This window comes from Streptomyces sp. NPDC028635 (assembly GCF_040637635.1).
GTDB lineage: Bacteria > Actinomycetota > Actinomycetes > Streptomycetales > Streptomycetaceae > Streptomyces.
Map to the genome: position 1 here is coordinate 80,614 of NZ_JBEZWX010000001.1, position 23,893 is coordinate 104,506.

Annotated in this window: 2 protein-coding genes; both read left to right on the forward strand. The window is 77.1% G+C overall.

The genetic code is table 11. From position 1 onward, the window contains the following. The first annotated feature begins 10 nt into the window (after positions 1-10). On the forward strand, positions 11-16,396 hold the full coding sequence (locus tag AB0E88_RS00340) for an amino acid adenylation domain-containing protein (protein WP_361621243.1): 16,386 nt from the start codon (positions 11-13) through the stop codon (positions 16,394-16,396). Continuing rightward, a complete protein-coding gene (locus AB0E88_RS00345) occupies positions 16,393-23,874 on the forward strand; it encodes a beta-ketoacyl synthase N-terminal-like domain-containing protein (RefSeq protein ID WP_361621246.1) in 7,482 nt (2,493 codons plus the stop codon). The genes AB0E88_RS00340 and AB0E88_RS00345 overlap by 4 nt, the downstream gene beginning before the upstream one ends. Positions 23,875-23,893 lie beyond the last annotated feature (19 nt).

Sequence of the window (23,893 nt, forward strand, 5' to 3'; positions counted from 1 at the left end):
TCTCCGACGCATGACGAAGGAACCGCAGATGCCCACGCAGTCCGTGCTGTCCGTCCCGCGCCTGGGCGAGGGGATCGTCGAGGTGCGCATCGTCCGGCTCCTCAAGCAGCCGGGCGAGCCCGTCGGCAAGGACGAGGTCGTCTACGAGATGGAACACGACAAGGCGGCCGTCGAGATCGAGTCTCCCGTGGCCGGAGTCCTCGAGGCGTGGCTCGTGGCGGAGGGCGACACGGTTCCGATCGGCGCGGCGGTCGCCCGGGTGTCGCCGTCCGGCGGGGAGCAGGGGTCGGGGAGCGGCGCGGGTGACGTGCCGGCGGGGAACGTGTCGTCGGCGGACGTGGCGTCGGAGCAGGGCGGCGAGACGGGCGCGGCGTCGGGCGTGCAGACGGGCGCGGACGCGGTCGAGGGCGCGGTCGCTGCGGGCGGCGGGCCGGTGTCCGTGGACGAAGGGGTCTCGGTGGGCCGGGGGATCGCGGTGCGCGAGGAGATCCCGGTGCGCGAGGAGATCCCGGTGGGCCGGGGGATTTCGGCCGACGCGGGCGTGGCGGTGGACGAAGACGTGGTCCGGGATGGCGCGACGGTGCCGGCCGCTCCCGGCGCTTCCGTGCGCGGCGTGCCCGGATGGGACGGCGGCGGGCGGCGGCGTATTCCGCCGCGTACCCGGGCGCACGCGCGGCGGCTCGGGATCGACGAGGCACTGCTGCCGTCCATCCCCGCGGCCGGGACCAGCCTCATGCCGGCCGACCTGGAGCGGTACCGGGCCGCTCGGCAGGCCGGGGACAACGCGTTCACGCAGGTGGAGCAGTCCGCACGGCAAGTGGAACTCAACCGGGCGCTGCGGGCCTCCCGCGATCAGGTCGTACCGGCCGCCGTCTCCCGCGTCGTCCCCGAGGAGGTCCTCGCACGGGCGCTGGCGGCGCACCGAGGCTCCGGGTTCTCCACCGCGTTCCAGGCGTTCGCCCGGATCGCCGCGCGAGCCGCGGCCGACGCACCCCGGCTGCGTTCGCGCCGGCTCACCGAACGCACCCTGCGCGTGTACGAGCACGTCGACCTCGGTATCGCCTGTGCCACCCCCAGCGGTGACCTCACCGTCGCCGTCGTGCGGGCCGCCGACACCCTGGACGCGCGGAGCTTCGACGAGCGGTACGCGCAGGCGGTCGAGGGGGCGCTCGCCGGATCCTCGCAGGCCGACGGCAGCGTGACCCTGATCCTGTCCCACCTCGGCGACGACGGCCCCACCCTCGCCGTGCCCGTGGTCGTACCGCCCGCCGCCGCCACGCTCTTCCTCGGCGCGGTGGAGGACACGGGCGCCTCCCGCGTGCGGCGCCTCGTGCTCGCCTTCGACCACACCCTGCTCAACGGCCAGGACGCCGCGGCCTATCTCGACGCCGTGCACGACGCGCTGGCCGAGGCGGGGCACACGGCTCCTGCCGCGACCGGCCCGTCGCGGGAGCCGGCGCACGCGCAGCTGTCGGAGCCTGCGCAGGAGCCGGCTCACCCGCGGGTGCCGGCGCAAGCGCAGGAGCCGGCGCAACGGTCGGCTCCACCGGAAGCGGCCGCCGGTGCGGCCGTCCTCGACCGGCTCACCGCTCTGGCCTCCGGCATCCTCGGGCATGCCGTCGATCCCGAACGGCCCCTGGGCGAACAGGGACTGGACTCCGCGCGTGCACTGCGGCTGGTCCGCGAGGCCCGGGCCGCCTTCGGCGTCGACCTCCCGGCCACGGCCGTGTGGCGCCATCCGACGCTGCGCGCCCTCGCGGCCCGGCTGGTGGACTCCGGGGCGGAGGACACGGCCCCCGGAGTCGTGCCGGCCGCCGCGTCCGGGCAGGAACCCATGCCGGCAGCGCCCGCCTCGGCCGACACGCCTGCCTCGGCGGCGGCGCCCACCGTGGCGGCGGCGCATGCGCCTGCGGCGGCGGCGTCTGGCCCGGCGGCGTCGGCTGCGCCGGTGGCACCTGCTCCGGCGACGCCGCATGCCCCTGCGGCGCCGTACATCCCGGCGACGCCGCAGGTCCCGGCGGTGGCGCCTGCCTCGGCGGCGGCGTCCACCGTGGCGGCGGCGCCCACCCCGGCCGCGCCCCCCACCGCAGCCGCGTCCGCCCCTGGGACCGGGGTGTCTCCGGTGGCTGGAGGTGACGAGGGGGTCGTCGCGGTCATCGGTATGGCCTGCCGGGTGCCCGGGGCGGACGACGTGGAGGCGTTCTGGGAGCTGCTCGCCGAGGGGCGGTGCGCGATCGGCGAGGTGCCGGCCGACCGGTTCGCCGGTGAGGTGCCGGAAGGTTTCCGCGCCGGGCTTCTCGAGCGTGTCGACCTCTTCGACGCCGCCTTCTTCGAGGTGACGCCCCGCCAGGCCGCCTCCATGGACCCACAGCAGCGGGCCCTGCTCGAACTGAGCTGGCACGCTCTGGAACACGCCGGACTGAACCCCGACGACCTCGCCGGCCGGCCCGTCGGCGTGTACGCGTCCGCGTGCAGCTACGACTACCGCGAACAGCTCGTCGCCCAGGACACCGCCGCCGACGGCTACGCGACCACCGGCACGTTCCCCGCGTTCCTGGCCAACAGGGTGTCCCACCTGTACGACTTCACCGGACCCAGCATCACCGTCGACACCGCCTGCTCGGGCGCCCTGACCGCGCTCGCCCTCGCCGAGAGCGCGCTGCGCCGCGGTGACTGCGAGATCGCCCTCGTCGGCGCGGCGAACCTGCTGAGCAACGCCTTCAACGCCCGGGCCTACCGCGCGGCGGGCATGCTCTCCCCGCGGGGCGACCTGCGTGTCTTCGACGCGGGCGCCGACGGGTTCGTACGAGGCGAGGGCGCCGGCTGGCTGGTGCTCAAACCGCTGCACCGGGCCGTCGACGACGGCGACCCGGTCCTCGCCGTGGTCCGCGCCACCGCCGTCAACCACGGCGGCCGCGCCGCTGCTCTCACCGCGCCCAACCCGCGGGCCCAGAGCGACCTGATCCGCACCGCGCTCGACCGGGCCGGGCTGCACGCCGCCGACCTGGGATTCCTCGAGGCCCACGGCACCGGCACCCCGCTCGGCGACCCCATTGAACTCGACGCCTTCCGCGAGGTGCTGGCCGGTGACCCGCAGGGCATGCCCGCCCGCGCCGCCGGTCCCGGCGGCCGGATCCGGGTCGGTTCCGCCAAGGCCAACATCGGCCACCTCGAGGGCGCGTCCGGGCTGGCCGGTGTCATCAAGGCGGTACAGGCCCTGCGGCACGGACTGATCCCCGGTACGCCGGGCTTCAGCCGGCTCAACCCGCACATCGAACTCGACGGAGCGCCCCTGGCCGTCGCCGAGCACCCCGTGCCCTGGCCCGCACGTCCCGGCGGTGCGCCGCGCAGGGCGGCGGTGAGCGCGTTCGGCTTCGGCGGCAGCAACGCCCATGCCGTCCTGGAGGAGGCGCCGCGCATGCCCCAGGACGTCCCTGACATGAGCGGCGGACCGTACGCCGTCCCCCTGTCCGCCGCGACCCCCGCCGCGCTCACCCGGCTCGCCGGCCGACTGGCGGCCCATGCCGGCGGTGACACGGCGCCCGCCCTGGACGCGCTGGCCTGGACCCTGCAGTCGGGGCGGCGCCACCTGGCCCACCGGGCACTGTTCGTCGTATCGGATCTGGCCGAACTGGCCCGGCAGGCAAGGGACTTCGCCGAAGGGCGCGGGGTGCCCGAGCCCGCGGACGGCCGACTGCGGGACTGGCTCGCGGGCGCGGCGATGTCCGCCGCCGACTGGGCCGCCCGGTGGCCGGGGGACCGGCGGCCACGCAGGGTGCCGCTGGTGCCGTATCCCTTCGACGGGCAGTCGTACTGGCTGCCCGGTACGGCGGCTCGGCCCCGGCCTGCCGCCGCCCTGACCGTCCGCTCCACCGATCCGCTGGCCGAGCACCGGGTCGGCGGGGAGCGGGTGCTGCCCGGGGCCGCGTTCGTCGACGTACTCGCGCACGGCGGGCCCGTCACACTGAGCGGGGTCCGCTTCCTGCGGCCCGTGCCGGTGCCGGCCGGCAGCGACGTGCGGCTGTCGCGTGCACCGGGGGACCGCGACACGCTCACCGTGGTCCACGACGGCCGGGTCTGCGCCCGCGCCACCCCCTCCTCCCAGCCCGCCGGCCCACCGCGCCCCACCGACGAGCCGTCACCGGGGCGGGACGGCGATGGCGGCGGTGCCGGTGAGGAAGTCGACCTCGTCGGGCACCTCGCCCGCCACGGCATCGAGACCGGGCCCGTCTACCGGATACCGCTCGACGTGCGGCGGGCCGGTGCACGGGTCACCGCGCGCCTCCTCGCCCCGGCAGGCGGCGAGCGGCGCGAACGGCGCATCGCCTGGCTGGACGCGGCCCTGCAGACCTCGTGTGCGCTGCTGGAGGAGGGCGCGCCGCGGGTGGCCGCCGCCATCGACCGCATCACCTGGTCGGGGCAGGTCCCCGAGGAGTCCCGGCTGACCGTCCACCGCGTCGGCGGCGGGACCCGGCACACGGTCGCCGACCTGGAGGCCACCACCCCCGACGGCACGGTCGTCCTGCGGGTGAACGGCCTGCGTCTGCACCCGCCGGCGGACGCCGGCCGCGGTGCCGGCGGACCGGCACCCGCGGTGGCCACGCGCACGGCAACGCAGGGCGGCACACCGGCGCCGGACGCCCTGCCGCCGACCGGGACGAACGCCCCCGAGGACGCCGTGCCGGCGCCCGTGCCCGGGCACGCCCCCGGCGGTGACGCAGCGCGGACGCTCGTGCATGCCGGGGCCGCCGCCGGCGACGCGGTGCGGATGCTCGCGCCCGGGTGGGAACCGCGGGGACAACGCGCCGGCGATCCGGGGCCGCAGCGACTGATCGTCGTCCACGACGAGGACAGCGCGCGCCTGGCCGGCCTGGCACCGTCCCACGCCGTGCGCTGCGCGATTCGGTCGCAGGGGCTCGACCGGCGGGAGTTCGCCGCCTGCCTCGGCACCGTCGGCGACGGCCCGGTCCGTGTCGCCCTGCTCGTCGACGGCTCCGCCTGGACCGAGGACGAGGCGGGCGTGGCCGCCCTGCGCGGCTGGCTGCGGTCGCTGCTGACGGCGGGCCAGGCCCTGGCCGCCGACGGACGACCCGCCACCGTCACCCTGGTGACGACCGGCCTCACCGCCCCCGACGGCGGCACCCCGGCGCCCGGCGCCGCCCTTCAGGGCGCACTGCTCGGCGCCCTGCGGACGCTGCCCGGGGAGTGCGCGCAGCTGTCGGCCGCCGCCGTCGACCTGGACGGCGCGGCCGCTCCCGGAGACCTCGCCACCGCGCTCGCCGAACCGGGCTCCTCCACCGTCGCGTTGACCGCGCTGCGCGGCGGGCGGCGGTGGCGGCAGGTGTACACCGACCTCCCCGCGCCCGGCCCCGCGGACCAGGGCGACGGATTCACACACGGCGGCGGCTACGTCCTGTTCGGCGGCGCCGGCGGCATCGGCGCCGAGGTCGCCCGGCACCTCGCCGAGCGGTATCGCGCCGGTCTGCTGCTCGTCGGCCGCTCACCCGCCGACGAACGCACCCGGGCCCTGCTCGACGATCTCACCGCCCTGGGCGCCCGCGCCCGCTATCGCAGCGCCGACGTCACCGACCCGGCCGCCGTGGCCCGCGTGCTCGCCGAGTGCGAGGACCTGCACGGCCGGCTCGACGGCGTCCTGCACAGCGTCGGCTCCGTCAGCGCCGCCCGCCTGCACGAACTGACCCCCGCCGATCTCGACCGGGTCCTGGCGACCAAGGTGACCGCCGTCATCGGCCTGCGCCGCGCCCTGCGCGCCCGTGCCTCCGCCCGGCCCGCGTCGCTGGTGCTGTTCTCCTCCGTCGCCGGGCTCTTCGGCAGCGTCGGCGGCCTCAACTACGCGGCCGCCAACGCCTGGCTCGGCCACTACGCCACCGCCGTCGGCGACCACGCCCGGCCGGTCGTGCGCACCTTCGACTGGGGGCTGTGGCGTGGCACCGGCCTGGCCCGCCGCTACGCGGGCCACGTCCGGCGCGAGTACCCCGGGCTCACCGACTTCCCACCGGAAAGGGGTGTGGCCGCCTTGGAAGCGGGCATGTCCGGCAACCATCCGCACACCGTCGCCGTCAGCGGCGACCCCGAACCCCTGCGCGCCCTCACCGCACGCCCGGCGCCGGACCACGCCGTGACCCCGGACGCGGCGCGGCGCGGTGCGGACGACGCCGCGCACCGGCTCGAGCAGTACGCCCGCGCAGCGCTGGCACACCGCATGAGCGAACTGGGGTACGCGCCCTCGCTCGCCGCCCGCCCCGGCGCCGTCGCGGACGACGCCGCCGGACGGCTGGGCGTCGTGCCCGAGCACCGCAGGCTGCTGGCCGCCGTACACGAACTGCTCGCCGCCCACGGGCGGTCCGCACTGCCGGTGCCCGGCCCCGCCGGCCTCGCCGCCACCCGGCAGGCGCTGCTGGCGGACCACCCCGACCTGCTCGGGCACGTCGACCTGCTGGACCGGGCCCTGGCGTCGTACGGGCCGCTGCTGCGCGGCGAACTCACGCCCACCGCCGTGCTGTTCCCCGGCGGCGACCTCGGCGCGGTCACCTCCGTCTACAGCGGCAACCGCCTCTTCGACCCGGTGAACCAGGCCGCCGCCGAGACGCTCGCCGACTCGGCGGCCCGCATCGGCCCCGGCGCCCGCGTCCTGGAGATCGGCGCGGGAGTGGGCGGCACCACCGCCTCGGTCCTCGCCGCGCTCGACGACCGTGGTGTCACCGGCTTCTCCTACCTCTACACCGACGTCTCGCCCGCGTTCCTCCAGCACGGCCGGCGCCGTTTCGGCGACCGGGTCACGACGCGACTGCTGGACATCGAGAAGGACCCGCACGCCCAGGGCTTCCAGGCGGGCGGCGTCGACCTGGTCGTGGCCAGCAACGTGCTGCACGCCACCCGGGACCTGACCCGCACCCTGGACCACATACGGCAGCTCCTGGCACCCGGCGGCCGGCTGGTGCTCGTGGAGATGGTCGTCCCCGCCGCCGTCTACACCCTCACGTTCGGGCTGACCGACGGCTGGTGGCGGTACGTCGACGAGCACTGGCGCCTTCCGCACGGCCCCCTGCTCGACGTGGACCGCTGGCGGGCGCTGCTCGACGCCTGCGGCTGGCGTCTGCACACCACGGACCTGCTGCGCGACGCGCCCGGCTGTGTCGCCCTGCTGACCTGTGTGCCGCCCGCCGGCGCGGGCGCCGCGGACGAGGCGCGCGCCGCGGGTGATGTGCGCGGCGCGGGTGGCATGCGTGCCGCCGACGACGTCCGTGGCGCCGGAGATGTGCGCGCGGATGCGGTGGGTGCCGCGGGCGACGTACGTGTCCCAGGTGACGGGCAGGACGTGGAGGCCGTCGCCGAGACGCTGCGCGGCATCGTCCGCGAGCTGCTCGGCGACCCCCGCGCCGAGGTGCCCGGCTGGGTGCCGTGGCAGGAACTGGGCATCGACTCACTGCTCAACATGGAGTTCGTCCAGGAGGTGTCCCGGCGGCTGGCACCGGTGACAGCGACCGCGCTGTTCGAGCACCGCACGGTCGACGAACTGGCCCGCACGCTCACCGCGAGCCGCCGGCCCGCGCCGCCCGCAGGCGGGGCGGGGGACACCGCCGCCGAGGAGCTCGTGGCACGGCTGGTCCGGCTGGTCGCCGACCTGACCGCGCAGGACCCGCAGGCCCTCGACCCCGACAGTTCCTTCCCGCACCTCGGCGTGGACTCGCTGCTCAACGAGGAGTTCTGCGAGCGGCTGCGGCGCATGTTCCCCGCGCTGCCCGTGCCCGCGACCCTGCTCTTCGAGCACCCCACGCCGCGCGCCCTGGCCCGGCACCTCGCAGCGGCGGCCCCCGTCACCCCGCAGCCGGCCGGCGCACCGGCCCCTGCCGCACCCTCGGTGCCCACCCGGCCGGCCCCGGCCTCCGTCGCCGGGACCGCGCGCACCGAAACGGCCTCGGCGCCGTCCCCGAGCGCCGCCGTGTCCCGGCAGGCCGTGCCCGCCCCGCCACCGCCCGGCGACGAGCACGCCGAGGCGCCCGCCGTCGCCGTCGTCGGGCTGGCCGGCCGCTACCCCGGCGCCGCCGACGTCGACGCCTTCTGGGAGCTGCTGAGCACCGGGCACACCCCCGTGCGGGAGGTGCCCGCGGAACGCTGGGACTGGCGTACCGCCAGGACCCGGGGCGGAGGCTACGCCCGCTGGGGCTGCTTCCTCGACGGCATCGACGCCTTCGAACCCGCCGCCTTCCGGATCACCCCGCGCGAGGCCGCGCTGATGGACCCTCAGGAACGGCTGTTCCTGGAGATCGCCCGCGAGGCGTTCGAGACCGCCGGCTACGCCCGGCACACCCTGGCGGGCAGCCATGGCGGGCCACGCGTGGGCGTGTTCGCCGGCGTCACCGCCAACAGCCACCTGCTCGCGCAGCGCGACGCCCGCCTCGCGGGCGCGGACAACCCCGAGTACGCCGTCACCGCCGCCGCCTCCGTCGCCAACCGGGTCTCGCACGCCTTCGACCTCAGCGGCCCCAGCATCACCGTCGACACGATGTGCTCCTCCTCGCTCACCGCGCTGCACCTGGCGTGCCGCGCGCTGCTGGACGGTGAGGCCGACCTCGCGCTCGCCGGAGGCGTCAACCTCTACCTGCACCCCGACCGGTTCGCCGGCCTGTGCGCGCTCGGCATGCCCTCCCGCGGAGACCGCACCCGCGCCTTCGGCGCCGGCGGCGACGGCTTCGTACCCGGAGAGGGCGCGGGCGCCGTCGTCCTCAAACGGCTCGACCGGGCCGAGGCGGACGGCGACACCGTGTACGCCGTCATCCGCGGCACCGGCGTCAACCACGGCGGCGGTACGGGCGGTTACACCGTCCCCAACCCGCGCGCGCAGGCCGCCCTCATCGAGGCGACCCTGCGGCGCGCCGCGGTCGACCCCGGGAGCGTCGGCTACGTCGAGGCGCACGGCACCGGCACCGAACTCGGCGACCCGATCGAACTGCGCGCCCTGGCCCTGGCGTTCGAGGACGCGGGCCGCGCCGGTCCGGTGCGCGTCGGGTCGGTCAAGTCCAACATCGGCCACGCGGAGGCCGCCGCCGGCATCGCCGGTCTCACCAAGGCCCTCCTCCAGCTGCGGCACGGGCGCCTGGCGCCCACGCTGCACGCCGAGCGGCTCAACCCCAAGCTCGCGCTGGACGGCACCGCGCTGCGCGTCCAGACCTCCGCCGAGCCCTGGCCGGCCGGCCGGGGGCCGCGCCGGACGGCCGTCAGCTCCTTCGGAGCGGGCGGGGCCAACGCCCACGTCGTCCTCGAGGAGTACCCGGCCGGTTCGCAGCCCACCGGTGAACCGGCCGTGGGCGGGCCCGTCCTGGTGCCGCTCGCCGCACCGGACCCGGAGCGGCTGCGGAGCGTGGCCCGCCGGCTCGCCGAGTGCGCGGGCCGCTTCTCCCTCACCGACATCGCCCACACCCTGCACACCGGACGGGACCGCTGGCCGCATCGCGCGGCCGTCGTCGCGCGCGACCACGCCGAACTGCGGACCGCGCTGCTCGCCCTCGCCGACGGCGCCACCCACCCGGCGCTGGTCACCGACCCCGGACAGCAGCACGCCGGCCCCGCGGCCCGCGCCTGGGTCACGGACGGCACGTACACCCCCTCGGGAGCCGGGCGGCGGGTACCGCTGCCGGTGACGCCGTTCGCCCGCGAGCGGTGCGTGCCGCCGGCCGCGGCCTCCTCTCCGATGCCGCTCACCGACACCGTGCACACGCCCGCCTCCCGCACCGTCACCGCCCGCCTCGGCGGTGCGTCGCGCTGGGTCGCCGACCACGTCGTCGACGGCGAACCGCTGCTGCCCGGCGCCTTCCACCCGGAACTCGTGTACGAGGCGCTGCTGAGCGTGGACGACAGCCCCTACCGGACCGTCCTGCGCGACCTGGTCTGGCCCCGGCCGGCCGTCGGGCTGCCCATGGAGATCCGCACCGAACTGGGGGAGCCCGACACACAGGGCGCCCGGCGCTTCAGCACCCTCGTCGGCGGCGAGGTGGTGGCCCAGGGCCGCACCGAGCCCGCGGCCGGTCCGGCCGGTGCCGCAGGCGTGCGTCCCGTGCTCGTCTACCGGCCCGAGGACCTCGACCGGCACCTCGGTGACGCCGAACCGGCCGGCTTCTACGAGGCCTTCGCCGCGCACGGATTCCTCTACGGCCCGCTGTACCGCACCGTGCGGCGCGCCGTGGTGGACGGCGAGGAGGTCGTCGCCGAGGTGCGGCTGCCCGAGGGCGAGGACCCGGACGGCCGCCATGTCCTCCATCCCGCCCTGTTCGACGGCGCCTGCCAGAGCGCGGCCCGGCTGCTGCTCGGCGAGCCGGCCGGCGGACCGCGTCGCCGGCTGCGGCCCCTGGCCGTCGACCGGCTCGCCGTCCACGAACCCGCCACGGGACGCGTGTACGTCCACGCGCGGCGCGTCCGGCGGGACGACACCGCCCGCGTCCACGTCTTCGACCTGACGCTGATCGATCCCGAGCGCGGCACGGTCGTCGCCGTCGCCGAGAACTTCCGCATCCGCGTGGACGACACCGCCGAGGCCGGCGGCGAGACCCGCGCCGCGACGGCCGGCGGTGCCGCGAGCCTCGCCGCGCGGGCCGGGACGCCGCGAGGCCGCGAGGACGGCGCCGTCGCCGGATACCGGCTCGGCTGGCGCGCGGCCCCCGTGGGTGACCCGGTGGGTGCCGCACCCGACGGGCCCGTGTGGCTGGTCGGCGGCACGGACGCCGCCTGGCCGGGAGTGAGCGCCGCGGCCGTCCTGACATCCGCCGAGGCGGCCGACGAGTCGGTGCTCGCCGACACGGCCGCGGCCACCGGCACACCGGCCGTGGTCCTGGTGGACCTCACCGGCGCCCCCGGCGAGAACGGGAGCGCATGCGGCGCCGAGCCCCTCACCCTCGGGCAGACGCAGGAGCACTGGACGCGCTTCGCGCGGGACACCCTCGCCACGGTGTTCGGCGTACTGCGCGCCTTCGTCCGCAGCCGCGCCCTGGACGGAGCGAGAGTGCTGCTGGTGACCTCGCCCGGAGCGGACGGCGAGGAGCCCACACCCGTCGCGTACGGCCTGCACAGCCTGGTGCGCACCATCGCGGGGGAGACCGGCCGTCTCACCGTGCGCCTGGCCACCGTGGACGCGGACCGCACGGACCCGCGCGCGCTGCTCGCCGAGGCGGTCCGCCGGGACGCGGACTGGGTGCGGCTGGACGGCGACCGGCGCAGCGCGGCGGACCTCACCCCGGCCCCGGACCCGGACACCGGCGGAGCCGGCCCGGACACCCTCCTCGCCGACGGCGGCTGCTACCTCGTCACCGGCGGGCTGGGCGGGCTCGGCCGGCAGATCGCCGCCGACATCCTGCGGCGCCGGCCGTCGGCGAGGATCGTCCTCGCCGGACGCTCGCAGCCGGACGAGGCCACGCTCGCCGTGCTGCGCCGCGCCGCCGGGCCCGGCGGCGGCACCGTCGACTACCGGCGCTGCGACGTCGCCGACAGCGCGCAGGTCGCCTCACTCGCCGACTGGCTGGCGCGCGAGGGGATCCGGCTGCGGGGCGTCGTCCACGCCGCCGGTGTGCTGCGCGACGGCTTCCTGCGCGGCAAGTCGGTGCAGAGCGTCGAGGAGGTGTGCCGGGGCAAGGTGCTCGGCGCGCTCCACCTCGACGCGGCGCTGGCTGGCCATCCGCTGGACTTCTTCCTGCTGTGCTCCTCCCTGGCCGCGCTGGTCGGCAACCAGGGCCAGTCCGACTACGCCTTCGCCAACGGCTTCCTGGACGGCTTCGCCCGGGCCCGTGCCCGGTGGGCGGCGCGCGGGCTGCGTCCCGGGCGCACCCTGTCCGCGGGCTGGCCGGTGCTCGCGGACGCCGGGATGACCCTCGAACCGTACGCCCTGCACTACCTCGCGCAGACGTACGGGCTGCGTCCCGTCGCCACGCGAGCGGCGGTCGACGCCGTCTGGCCGCGCCTGGCGGCGGCGACCGCGCCGGACGCCGCGTACGTGGCGCTCGTCGCGGGCGACGCGCGCCAGTGGGAGCGGGCCACACGCGCGGCGGGCGCCGCGCCGGACGCGCCCGGCGCCGCGACGGGCGGCGGTGCGCGGGCATCCGTGCGCGACAGCGACCGCGACCAGCCGCTGTGCGGCGAAGGCGCCGTCGGCGCCCCCGCGCCCGGCCGGGCACCGGCGGCGGCCGCGAGCGCCGCGGCGCGACGCCCTGTCGCGGCGCGACGCCCTGTCGCGGCGGAAGGCCCCGCCCCGGCGGAAGGCTTCGCCGCGGCGGCGGACCAGGGCGGGGAAACGTTGCGCTGGCTGTCGGAGCGGGTCGCCCGTGCGGTCGGCGTCAAGGCGGCCTCGATCGACCCCGACGCCTCGCTGACGGCGTACGGCGTCGACTCCCTCGCGCTGATGCGGCTCAGCCGCCTCCTCGAGGACGACCTGGGACGCGTACCGCTGGCGGTCCTGCTGGACAGCGTCAGCCTGCGTGACCTGACGGGCCGTCTCGAGCGGGACCACGGCCCGCGTCTGGCGGCCCTGACCGCCACGGCCCGCCCGGCGCACGACGACGCCCCGCACTCGGCGGCACCGGCCACCGCGCCGCAGGACGCGCCTACGCCGGCCACCGGGTCGCAGGGCGCGTCTACGTCGGCCACCGGGCCGCAGGGCGTTGCCGTGCCGGCCGTCGCGCCGCAGGATGTGCCCGCGCCCGCTATCGCGCCGCAGGACGCGCCTACGTCGGCCACCGCGCCGCAGGGCGCTGCCGTGCCGGCCGTCACGCCGCAGGATGCGCCCGCGCCGGCCGTCGCGCCACAGGAGGCGCCCGCACCGGCCATCGCGCCGCAGGACGCGACCGCGCCGGACGGTGAAGCCCGGCCGGACGACGTCGCCGTCGCTCTGACCGAGCGGCTCGTCGGGATGTGGGCCGCCGATCAGGCGGCCGCTCCCGAGGCTCCCTACAACGTCTCCCTGGCCTGGCGGCTGCCGGTCACCGTGGACCGGGCGGCGCTGTCGGCGGCCGTGGACGCGCTGGTGCGCCGGCACCCGGTGCTCGCCTGCCGGGTCCGCCCCCACGACGGCCGTCCCGCGCTCGTACCGGCGCCCGAGGCGCCCGCGCTCGTCACCCGCACCGTCGCCGCCGGCGACGTCGACCGGATGGTGCGCGAGGAGGCGGACCGGCGGCTGCGCCTGTCCGCCGAGCCGCTGCTGCGCGCCGTGCTGTGGGAACCCCAGGACGGCGACGGGCCGGTGCTCCAGCTGACCAGCCATCACCTCGTGGTCGACGGACACTCCGCCGACCGGCTCGGCCACGACCTCGCCGCGCTGTACGAGGGCCGCACCCTGGCACCGGCCCCGCCCTTCGCCGAGGCGCTGCGCCGGGAACACGCGCGCGCGGAGCGCGACCGGGACGGCCGGGCGGAGGCCGAGCTGTGCTGGAGCGAGCGCCTGGCCGACGGCCGGGCCGCGGGAGTGCTGTTCCCCGGCGGCGGCGGCGCACGGGCCGAGGCCGCGGGCGCCCACCGCGAGTACCGGCTGCCGGCCGCGCTGTCGAGCGCCCTGGCCGGTGTCGCGCGCGACGCGGACGTCTCGCCGTTCACGGCGCTGCTCGGCGCCTTCGCCGCGGCCCTGTCCCGGGCCACCGGCCACCGGTCGTTCCTCCTCGCCGTCCCCACCTACGGGCGGGACGCGGCGGGCGACGAGAACACCGTCGGCTGCTTCGTGCACACCGTGCCGCTGCGCGTCGACCTGACGACCGGCCTCCCGGTCCGGGACTGGCTGCGCGCCCTGGGCCAGGAGGTGCGTGCCGCGCTCGGCCGGTCCGCCGTGCCCTACCCGCGCCTGATTGAACTGTGCCGGGCGGCCGGCGGCGAGGACGCGGTCCCCACCATCACGCTCGCCTACCAGAACTGGGCCCGCGACACGGACCCCTCCCGGCCGGCGCCCGGCTGGGAGCCGGTCCACCGGCGCGGACAGCGCGGCCACTTCGACCTCGGCCTGGAGGTCACCGACACGGGTGACGGGGTGGAGATCCTCGCCAACCACCGCCCGGCCGTGCTGGACGGCGCCGCGGTCGACACGCTCGTCGACGACGTACGGCGCATGGCCGCCCAACTCTCCCGCGGCGACGGCGGAACGGTCGGTGACCTGCTCGACCCGGCCGCCGGCACGCTCGTGGCCCGTTTCGCCGCGACCGTGCGCAGGTGCCCCGACGCTCCAGCCGTCGAGGACCACTCCGGCACCCTCAGCTACGCCCGGCTCGACGCGCTCTCCGACGACGTCGCACGCCGCGTGTCCGCCGCCGCGCGGCCCGGCGCGCCCGTCGCCGTCCTGATGCACCGCACCGCGCTGCTGCCCGCCGTGCTCCTCGGCATCCTCAAGAGCGGACGCCCGTACGTGCCGCTGGACGAGTCCTACCCGAGCGAGCGCCTGCGGCTCGTCACCGAACAGGCGGGCTGCGAGGTGGCGGTCGCCGACCGGGAGCTGACGTGGCTGCTGCCGCAGCGGCTGCGCGTCATCGACCCGCACACCGCGGACCTCGCGGCGGCCCCCGACCCGGACGAGGAGACCGCGGCCGAGGCGCACGCCGCCGGCTGCACCCCCGCCGACCTCGCCTACCTGATGTTCACCTCGGGCAGCACCGGCCGGCCCAAGGGCGTCGCCGTCACCCACGGCAACGTCGTCCACACCCTGGAGGCGATCGCCGCACGCATCGGCGTCGACGAGCACACGCCGGGCCGGCTGCTCGCCGTCACCACCGTGTGCTTCGACATCTCCGTCCTGGAACTCTTCCTGCCGCTGCTCCTCGGCGGCACGGTCGTCGTCGCCGAACGATCCGATGTCGTCGACGCCCGGCGCCTGGGCCGGCTGCTCACCGAACGCGCCATCGACCTCATGCAGGCCACCCCGGCGGGCTGGCAACTGCTCGTGGAGGGCGGCTGGAGCGGGCGGCCCTCCCTGACCGCGCTGTGCGGGGGAGAGGCGCTGCCGCCCAACCTGGCCACCGCGCTCGTCGAGCGGACCGCCGCGCTGTGGAACGTCTACGGCCCGACCGAGGCGACCATCTGGTCCACCATCGCCCGCATCGACGGCACCGCACCGGTGCACCTCGGCGACCCGATCGGCGCGACCGAGCTGCTGCTCACCGAGGTGGACGGCCACCGTCCGCCCGCGCCCGGCGAGGCCGGAGAGCTGTGGATCGGCGGCGCGGGCGTCGCCCGCGGCTACTGGCGGCAGCCGGAACTGACGCAGCAGCGGTTCACCGGGCACCCGCTGTCGCCGGAGGGCGGCGGACGCTTCTTCCGCACCGGTGACCTGGTGCGCCGGGACGAGGAGGGCCGGCTGGTCTTCCTCGGCCGTGCCGACAGCCAGGTCAAGGTCCGCGGGCACCGGATGGAACTGGGCGAGATCGAGGAGGTGCTGGGCCGCCACCCGGCGATCGCCCGGGTCGTCGTGGCGGTCCGCGGCGAAGGCCCCTCGGCGCGGTTGGTCGCCGTGGCCGTCGCGCGCGCCGGGGCCCGCCTGCCCGATCTGCCGGACCTGCGGGAGTACGCCTCCGCGACGCTGCCGCCGTGGATGCTGCCGGACCGCCTGGCCGGTGTGCCGGACCTGCCGCTGACCCCCAACGGCAAGACCGACCGCAAGGCCGCCCTGGCCCTCGCCGACCGGACACCGGCCCCGGACCGGACACCGGCCCCGGACCGGACACCGGCCGCCGACGCCGCGGGACCGGTCGCCGAGGCCACCGGTCCGGCCGGCGACGCCGACGCCGCCGGGCCGGTCACCGACCCCGCAGGGCCGGCCGACGCGATGGGACGGGGTGCCGTCTCGGGTTCGGTCACGGCGTCGCACGTGGACCCGGCGACCGCGTCTAACGGCAACCCGGCCACGGCGTCCCAAGAGGGCCCGGCGACGGCGTCGCTCGCCGCCCCGGCGCCCGTCCCGGACCCTGCTCCGGCCGCAGCGCCCGGCACGGACCGGCCGGCCGCCGGGGCCACGTCCGCCCCCGGAACGGCGCCCCTGCCCGGCCGCTCCAGCAGCACACAGGCGGAGCACGGGACCGTGTCCTACGAGCGGCTCACAGGGGAGGTGGCGCGGATGTGGGGCGAACTGCTGGAACTGGACGAAGTGCCCCAGGACCGCCGGTTCTTCGACCTCGGCGGCAACTCGCTGCTGCTCGGACAGCTCTTCGTGCGGCTGGAGGAGGCCTACCCGGACACCGGCCTCGAACTGGCCGACCTGTTCGCCAGGCCCACCGTGGCCGACCTCGCCGAGCTGCTCGCCACCCGGCTCGGCACCCGCCCCCGTCCTGCCCCCGAACCCTCCCGGACCGCCGCAGCCCCCGCCCGGCCGTCCCGCCGTGAGCTGCGGCGCGCGTTCCGACTCGGAGACGAACAACGATGACCGAACTGCCCCAGGACCTCGACCCCAACGCCATCGCCGTCGTCGGAATGGCCTGCCGGTTCGGGCCCGCCACCTCCGTCGACCGGCTGTGGCGGCTGCTGGCGGAGGGCCGCAGCGCCGTCCGCCGGTACGCTCCGCAGGAACTCGTCGCCCTCGGCCACGACCCCGACACCGTGGGACGGGAGACGTTCGTGCCCGCCGGGGTGGTCCTCGAGGACGCCGACGCCTTCGACGCGGAGTTCTTCGGCTACAGCGCCCAGCACGCCGAGTGGCTCGACCCGCAGCAGCGGCTGCTGCTGGAGACCTCCTGGCACGCCCTGGAGGACGCCGGGTTCGCCCCCGACCGCACCGGCCTGACCACGGCCGCGTACGTCTCCGTCGGGCAGCCCACCCTGCCGCCGGTCGGCATCACCGAGCTGGACGCCGCCGGCATGATCCGCTTCTCCTCCGCCGACAAGGACTTCGCCGCCACCCGCGTGTCGTACAAGCTCGGTCTGACCGGCCCGAGCCTGACCGTGCAGACCGCCTGCTCCAGCGGCCTGGTCGCCGTGCACCTGGCGGCGGAGGCCCTGCTCGGCGAGGAGTGCGACCTCGCGGTGGTGGCCGCGGCCTCGCTGCACTTCCCGCAGGCCGGCTACCTCGCGGCACCCGGCATGATCCTCTCCCCGAGCGGCGAGTGCCGGCCCTTCGACGACACCGCCGACGGCACGATCTTCGGCAACGGCGGCGGCGCCCTCGTGCTGCGCCGCCTCGGCGACGCGGTGCGCGACGGCGACCCGATCCGCGCCGTGCTGCGCGGCAGCGCCGTGAACAACGACGGCGCCCGCAAGATGGACTACCACGCGCCGTCCCCCGAGGGGCAGGAGGCGGTGATCCGCCAGGCCCTCGCCGTCGCGGGCGTCCACCCGCACTCGGTGGGCTTCCTGGAGACCCACGGCACCGGCACCCACCTGGGCGACCCGGTCGAGTTCGCCGCGCTGGAACGCGTCTACGGCGGCGAACGGCCGTACCCGGCGGCGGTCGGCTCGGTCAAGTCCGTGCTGGGGCACCTGAACACCGCCGCGGGCATCGCCGGTCTCGTCAAGGCCGTCCTCGCCCTGGAGCACGCCACCGTCCCCCGCCAGGTCCCCTTCCGTACTCCCAACCGTGCCCTGCGCCACAGCGGCGGGCTGCGCGTCGCCGACGCGGACACCGCGCAGGGCGGCTGGCCGGTGCCCGACGGCCCCAGGCGCGCCGCCGTCAGCTCCTTCGGCATCGGCGGCACCAACGCGCACGTCGTCCTCGAACAGGCCCCCGACACCGCCCCGGTGCCCGGGCCCGCCGATGACGGACACCGGCGGTGGGCCGTCCTGTCCGCGCACACCGAGCCCGCGCTGCGGGAGCTGGCGGGCGCACTCGCCGAGGCCGTCGGACCGCTGCCCCTCGCGGACGTCGTGCACACCCTGCGCGAGGGCCGCAGCCACCGCCGTGTGCGCGCCGTGATCGGCGCGGTGGACACCACCGAACTCGGCGAGCGGCTGCGGCAGCTGGCCGCGCACGGGCCGGCCGCCGACCCGGAGGCGCCCGACGGCTACCGCGCCTGGGCGGCGGGCGAGGGCCCCCTGCCCGAGGCGGAACCGCAAGCGCGCGCCCCGCGGCGGGTACGACTGCCCGGTTACCCCTTCGCCCGCACCCTGCGGCCCAGGCCGGGCGCCCCGCTCGTGCGCACCGTACGCCCCGAGGAGCCCCTCGCCGCCGACCACGTGGTGGCCGGCCGGCCCGTGCTGCCGGCCGCCGCGCAGCTCGACCTCGCCCTCACCGCCGTCCGGCACGCCGACCCGCGGGGTGGCTCGCTCACCGACATCGCCTTCCACCGCCCGGTGGAGGTCACCGGGCCCGTCACCCTCAGCGCCTCCGTCACGAACGGCGGCGTCCGGGTGGCCTCGCACGAGACCCACACCGAGGCCCGCCTCGCCACCGCGACGCCGGACCCGGTGGACCCCCTCGACATCGCCGCGCTGCGTGCCGCCCACCCCGGCCAGGCCGAACCGGCCGAGCTGTACCGCTGGTTCGAGGACCACGGCGTCGCCTACGGGCCCGCCTTCCAGGTGCTGCGCGAACTGCGCCACGGCGACCAGGGCGCCCTGGCCCGGGTCGCCTCCCCGGCGGGCGCCGGGGACACCGTCTCCCCGTACGTCCTCGACGGCGCCCTGCAGACCGTGATCGGCTGCGTGCTGCGTGAGGACCTCGGCGGCGAGACGTTCATCCCCTTCGCCGTGGACGCCCTGACCCTGTACGGCGACCTGCCGTCCGAGGTGTGGGTGCGCATCCGCCCGCTGCGCCTGGCCGGCGGCGGCCGGCGCGTGCGCCGGTACGACGTGACGGTCGCCCGTCCCGACGGCCAGGTGGTCCTGACGCTGACCGGGCTGACCCTGCGTCCGGTGCCGCGCCCCGGTGCCGACGGCGCCGCGGCCCGCACCGCGTCCCCGGAGCAACCGCCCCTCGCCGCCGGCGAACTGCCCGCCGACGTCCACCTGTTCGCGCCCGCCACCGTGCCGTTCACGCCCGGGGACCGGGCCGGCCGGCCGGGGATGCTCGTCGCCGTCGGGGACGCCCCCGTGCAGGACGCCGACCTGGTGATCGAGGACCCCGCGGACCCCGCGGCCGCCGCCACCGCGGGGGACCGCCTGGCCGCACGGCTCGGCGAGGCCACGGAACCCCCCGTCATCGTCTGGCCGATCACCGCGGGCGCCCGCGGCGCCTCCGACGCCGCGCAGCGCATGCTCGCGCTGCTGCGTGCCCTGCTGCGCCCGCTCGCCCGCCTGGGCGCCCGTGTGATCGTGCCCTGCCCGGACAACCCCCTCGACGACGCGGCCGCGGTCACGACCGCCGGCATCGCCGCGCTGGGGCGCTCGCTGGCGGGGGAGAACCCGCGCTTCGAACTGACCGCCGTGGCCCTGGACGCTGCGGCCCCGCCCGCCGCCCTCGCCGAGGTGATCCGCCGCCCGGCACCCGCCGCCCGCCGCCTCACCGCGGGCCGTGACGGCACGCTCACCACCACCGCCCTGCGCCCGCTGTCCCTGCCCGCCGCCGCCCGGGAACCCTTCCGGCAGGGCGGACGCTACTGGATCAACGGCATGGGCGGGCTGGCCGCGCTGCTCGCCGCCCACCTCCTCGACCGGTACGCCGCCGACGTCGTGCTGACCGCGCGCTCCGCCCCCGACGGCCCGCACGCCGGGGAACTGGCCGATCTGCGCGCGCGGGCCGAGCGCACCGGAGGCTCGGTGACGTACCACCGCCTGGACGGCTCCGACGCCGAGGCGGTGCGGGAGTGCGCCGCCCGGCTGGGTGCCGAGGGCGCCGTCCACGGCGTGGTGCACTGCGCCGGGGTGCTGCGCGACGCCTACATCCTCCGCAAGGACCCGGCCGACGCCGCCGAGGTGATCGCGGCCAAGCTCACCGCGGCGGTGACGCTGGACGAGGCCACCGCCGACTGGCCGCTCGACTGCTTCGTCGTCTACTCGTCGGTCTCCGGCGCGCTCGGCAGCCCCGGACAGGCCGACTACGCGTTCGCCAACGCCGCCACGGACGCCTTCGCCGCGCTGCGGGCCCGGCGGGTCCGGGCCGGCCTGCGGCACGGGCGCTCCCTGTCGGTCGGCTGGCCCTACTGGGCGGACGGCGGGATGCGCACGGGCGGAGACGCCGAGCAGGTCCTCGGCGACCTCGGCATGCGGCCTCTGCCCGCCGACGCCGGCCTCGCCGTCCTGGAGGCCCTGCTCGCCGCGCCGTCCGGCGCCGGTGAGCCGCCTGCCGCACCCGTGGCCCTGTACGGCGACCGGGACAGGCTCCTCGCGTCGTTCCCGCTGCTCCAGGAAGGGCCAGCCGTACCCGGGGAGGAGCCGGAGACGACGGCGGCCGACGCGTCTCCGGCCCCCGGCGTGACCGCGCCCGCGGAGCCTGCCGCACCCCACGAGGCCGCTGTCGCGGGGACTGCGGGCGCCGACGTGTCCGGGGCGCTGCACGAGCGGCTGCGGGCCGTCGTCGCCGAGGCGACCCGCGCGCCGCTGAAGGACGTCACCGCGGACCGGCCGTTCGACGACCTCGGCATCGACTCGCTGCTCGCGATACGGATCGTCGAACTGCTGGAGGCGGACTTCGGGCGGCTGTCCAAGACCCTGCTCTTCGAGTGCCGCACGGTGGCCGAACTCGCCGAGCACCTGGCCGAGGAGTTCCCCGCCCGCTGCGCCGAACTCACCGGCACACAGTCCGCCGCCGCGTCCGCCCGCCCCGGACCGGCCGCCTCCTCGACGGCGCCCCTCACGGCCGCCCGGCCCGCCGCCTCGCCCGCCACCGGAGCCACCGAGGCCACGGAAGCCGGCACGGCCGGTGACATCGACCCACGGGCCGTCGCCGTCATCGGCGTCGCCGGGCGCTTCCCGCAGGCCGACGGGCTCCAGCAGTTGTGGGACAACCTGCTGGCGGGCCGCGACAGCATCACCGAGATCCCGCGTGAACGCTGGGACGCGCAGGCCCTCTACGACCCGGACAAGTCCCGCACCGACCGCACCTACACCAAATGGGGCGGCTTCGTCGACGGCGTCGAGACGTTCGACGCGCCGCTGTTCAGCATCTCGCCGCGCGAGGCCGGCACCGTCGATCCGCAGGCCCGGCTCTTCCTGGAGGCCTGCTGGGCCGCCATCGACGACGCCGGGTACACCCCCGGCTCGCTGGTCACCGCCGGGGACCCGGTGCACCGCAAGGACGTCGGCGTCTTCGTCGGCGCCATGTACGGCGAGTACCAGCTGCACGAGGCCGAGGAACGGCTGCGCGGCAACCCCGTGCTGGCCAACAGCGCGTACTGGTCGATCGCCAACCGGGTGTCGTACTTCTTCGACTTCCAGGGCCCCTCCACCGCCGTGGACACCGCGTGCTCGTCGGCGCTGACGGCGATCCACCTCGCGGTGGAGTCGCTGCGGGCGGGGAGTTCGAAGGTGGCCATCGCGGGCGGGGTCAACGTCCTGATCCACCCCAACAAGTACTTCATGCTCGGCCAAGGGCGGTTCGCCTCCAGCGACGGGCGCTGCCGCAGCTTCGGCGCGGGTGGTGACGGCTACGTGCCCGGGGAGGGCGTGGGCGCGTTCGTGCTCAAGCCGCTCGCGGACGCGCTGCGCGACGGCGACCACGTCCACGCCGTGATCAGGGGCACCGCCGCCAACCACGGCGGCCGGACCAACGGCTACACCGTGCCCAACCCGCGTGCCCAGGCCGACCTGATCACCAAGGCCCTGCGCGACGCGGGTCTGACCGCGGCCGACCTCGACTACATAGAGGCGCACGGCACCGGCACCGCGCTCGGCGACCCCATCGAGATCCGGGGACTGGCCACCGCGTTCGCGCGCGACGGCATCAAGGGCGCGGGCGACCTGCCCATCGGCTCGGTGAAGTCCAACGTCGGTCACCTGGAGTCGGCGGCGGGCGCGGTGGCCCTGGCCAAGGTCCTGCTGCAGCTGAGGCACCGCACCCTCGTGCCGTCGCTGCACGCGACCCCCGCCAACCCCGAGATCGACTTCGGGAAGGTGCCGTTCACGGTGCAGCAGAGCGTCGCGCCCTGGACCACCCGGGACGGCTCGTCGCGTCCCCTGCGGGCAGGCATCAGCTCCTTCGGGGCGGGCGGCGGCAACGCGCACATCGTCGTCGAGGGCCCGCCGCCGCTGCCGCCCCGGCCCGAGCCCCGCCCGCAGCCGGTGGTGGTGCTGCTGTCCGCCCGTACTCCGAAGGCCCTGGCCGCCTACGCCCTCGACCTGCGCACCCACCTGCTGGCGGCGCGGGAGCGGGGGGAGGAGCCGGCGCTCGCCGATGTCGCCCACACCTTCGCGGCCGGGCGTGCGGAGCTGGAACACCGCACGGCCGTCCCGGCGGACACGATGGACGCGCTCCTCGACGGTCTCCAGGCGGTGGCGCAGGGCCGGCCGCGCCCGTGGCGGCGCAGCGAGGTCACGGCGGACGACCCGGTCGGGCAGTGGCTCGACGGCGGCCGTGTCGATCGCGTCGCGGTGTGCGGCGCCGGACCCGAGGCGCGCCGAGTGCCCCTGCCGCACTACCCCTTCGAGCGGGTGCGCTGCTGGTACGACCTGCAGATCGCCCATCTGCACCGCCAGGGACTGGGCACCGCCACCGCCGAACCCGCCCTGTCCCGGCCGCACCTGCGCGACTTCGGCCACCCCCACCCCACGCCGTCGCCGCAGGCTCCGCTCGCGCCCGCGGTGCCGGCCTCGCCGGCCGTCTCCGTGCCGCCGGCGGCCGACGCGCGGACGGCCGGATCCGGTGAGACCGGGGCCGTCGCCACGGCAGCCGTGCCCCACCCGTCCGATTCCCAGGAGAAGCCAGTCATGACCCGTGACCGCAAGATCTCACTGAGGCCGCTGGGCGGCGCGCCTGCCGCACCGCAGCCCGCCGCGGCGCCGGCGGCCGGATCACCCCCGGCGGCCGTGTCGGCACCGGCGCCCGCGCCCGCTGCGGCGGCGTCCGTGGCCGCCCCCGCGCCCCGGACCGCCCCCGCCCCCGCGCCCCTGACCGCCTCCGCGCCCGCGCCCCTGACTGCGCCCGCCGCCGCGCCCGTGGCCGTTCCCGCGTCCCGTCCGTCGGCCGTGCCCGCCGTCGCGCCGGAGGCCCTGGACGAGTCGTTCGCCGCCCGGGTGTCGGGGGAGGTGGCCGAGGTGCTGGCCGGCGTGCTGTACATGGAGCCCGGTGACCTGGACACCGAGCAGACCTTCCAGACGCTCGGCGTCGACTCCATCCTCAGCGTCGAGTTCGTCGCGCTGGTCAACGCCCGCTTCGCCACCGACGTCAAGGCCACCGAGCTGTACGACCACCCGACGCCGGCCGCGTTCGCGCGCCACGTCGCCGCTCAGCTGGGCGGCACGGCGGCACACCGGCCGGTGCCCGGGCAGACCCCGCCCGCCGCACCCCCGGCTCCGGTCCCCGCCGCCTCCCCGGCTCCCGTGCCCGTGGCCGCCCCGGCTCCGGTGGCCGCCTCGCCGGTGCCTGTGCCCGCCTCGCCGGTGCCTGTGCCCGCCTCGCCGGTGCCCGCCCCGGCCGCCGTGCCCGCCCCCGCGGGAGCCGGGCACGAGGAGCGCGTCGCCGGTGTGCTCACCACCCTGCGTGAGCAGCTCGCCGAGACGCTGTACTGCGACATCCATGACGTCGACCCCCACGCCAGCTTCAACGCCCTGGGCGTCGACTCGATCCTCGGCGCCGAGTTCGTGGCGTTCGTGAACAACGCCTACGGCCTCAAGGAGAAGACCGGCGTCCTCTACGACCAGCCGAGTCTGACCGCCCTCGCCACCTACATCGCCTCCCGCACCGGCACTCCGGCTCCCCAGCCCGCCGCCCCGGCCGACGGCGTGCCGAGCGCCGACCTCGACGCCCTGCTCGCCGCGGTGCGCGACAACCGGCTCACCGTCGAGCAGGCCCTCCGGCTCCTGCCGCAGCACAGCTGACCACACCGCCCGAAAGGAA

Excerpts from the sequence above, each read along its gene's own strand:
- AB0E88_RS00340 (WP_361621243.1), top strand. The coding sequence starts at position 11 with ATGACGAAGGAACCGCAGATGCCCACGCAGTCCGTGCTGTCCGTCCCG.
- AB0E88_RS00345 (WP_361621246.1), top strand. The coding sequence starts at position 16,393 with ATGACCGAACTGCCCCAGGACCTCGACCCCAACGCCATCGCCGTCGTC.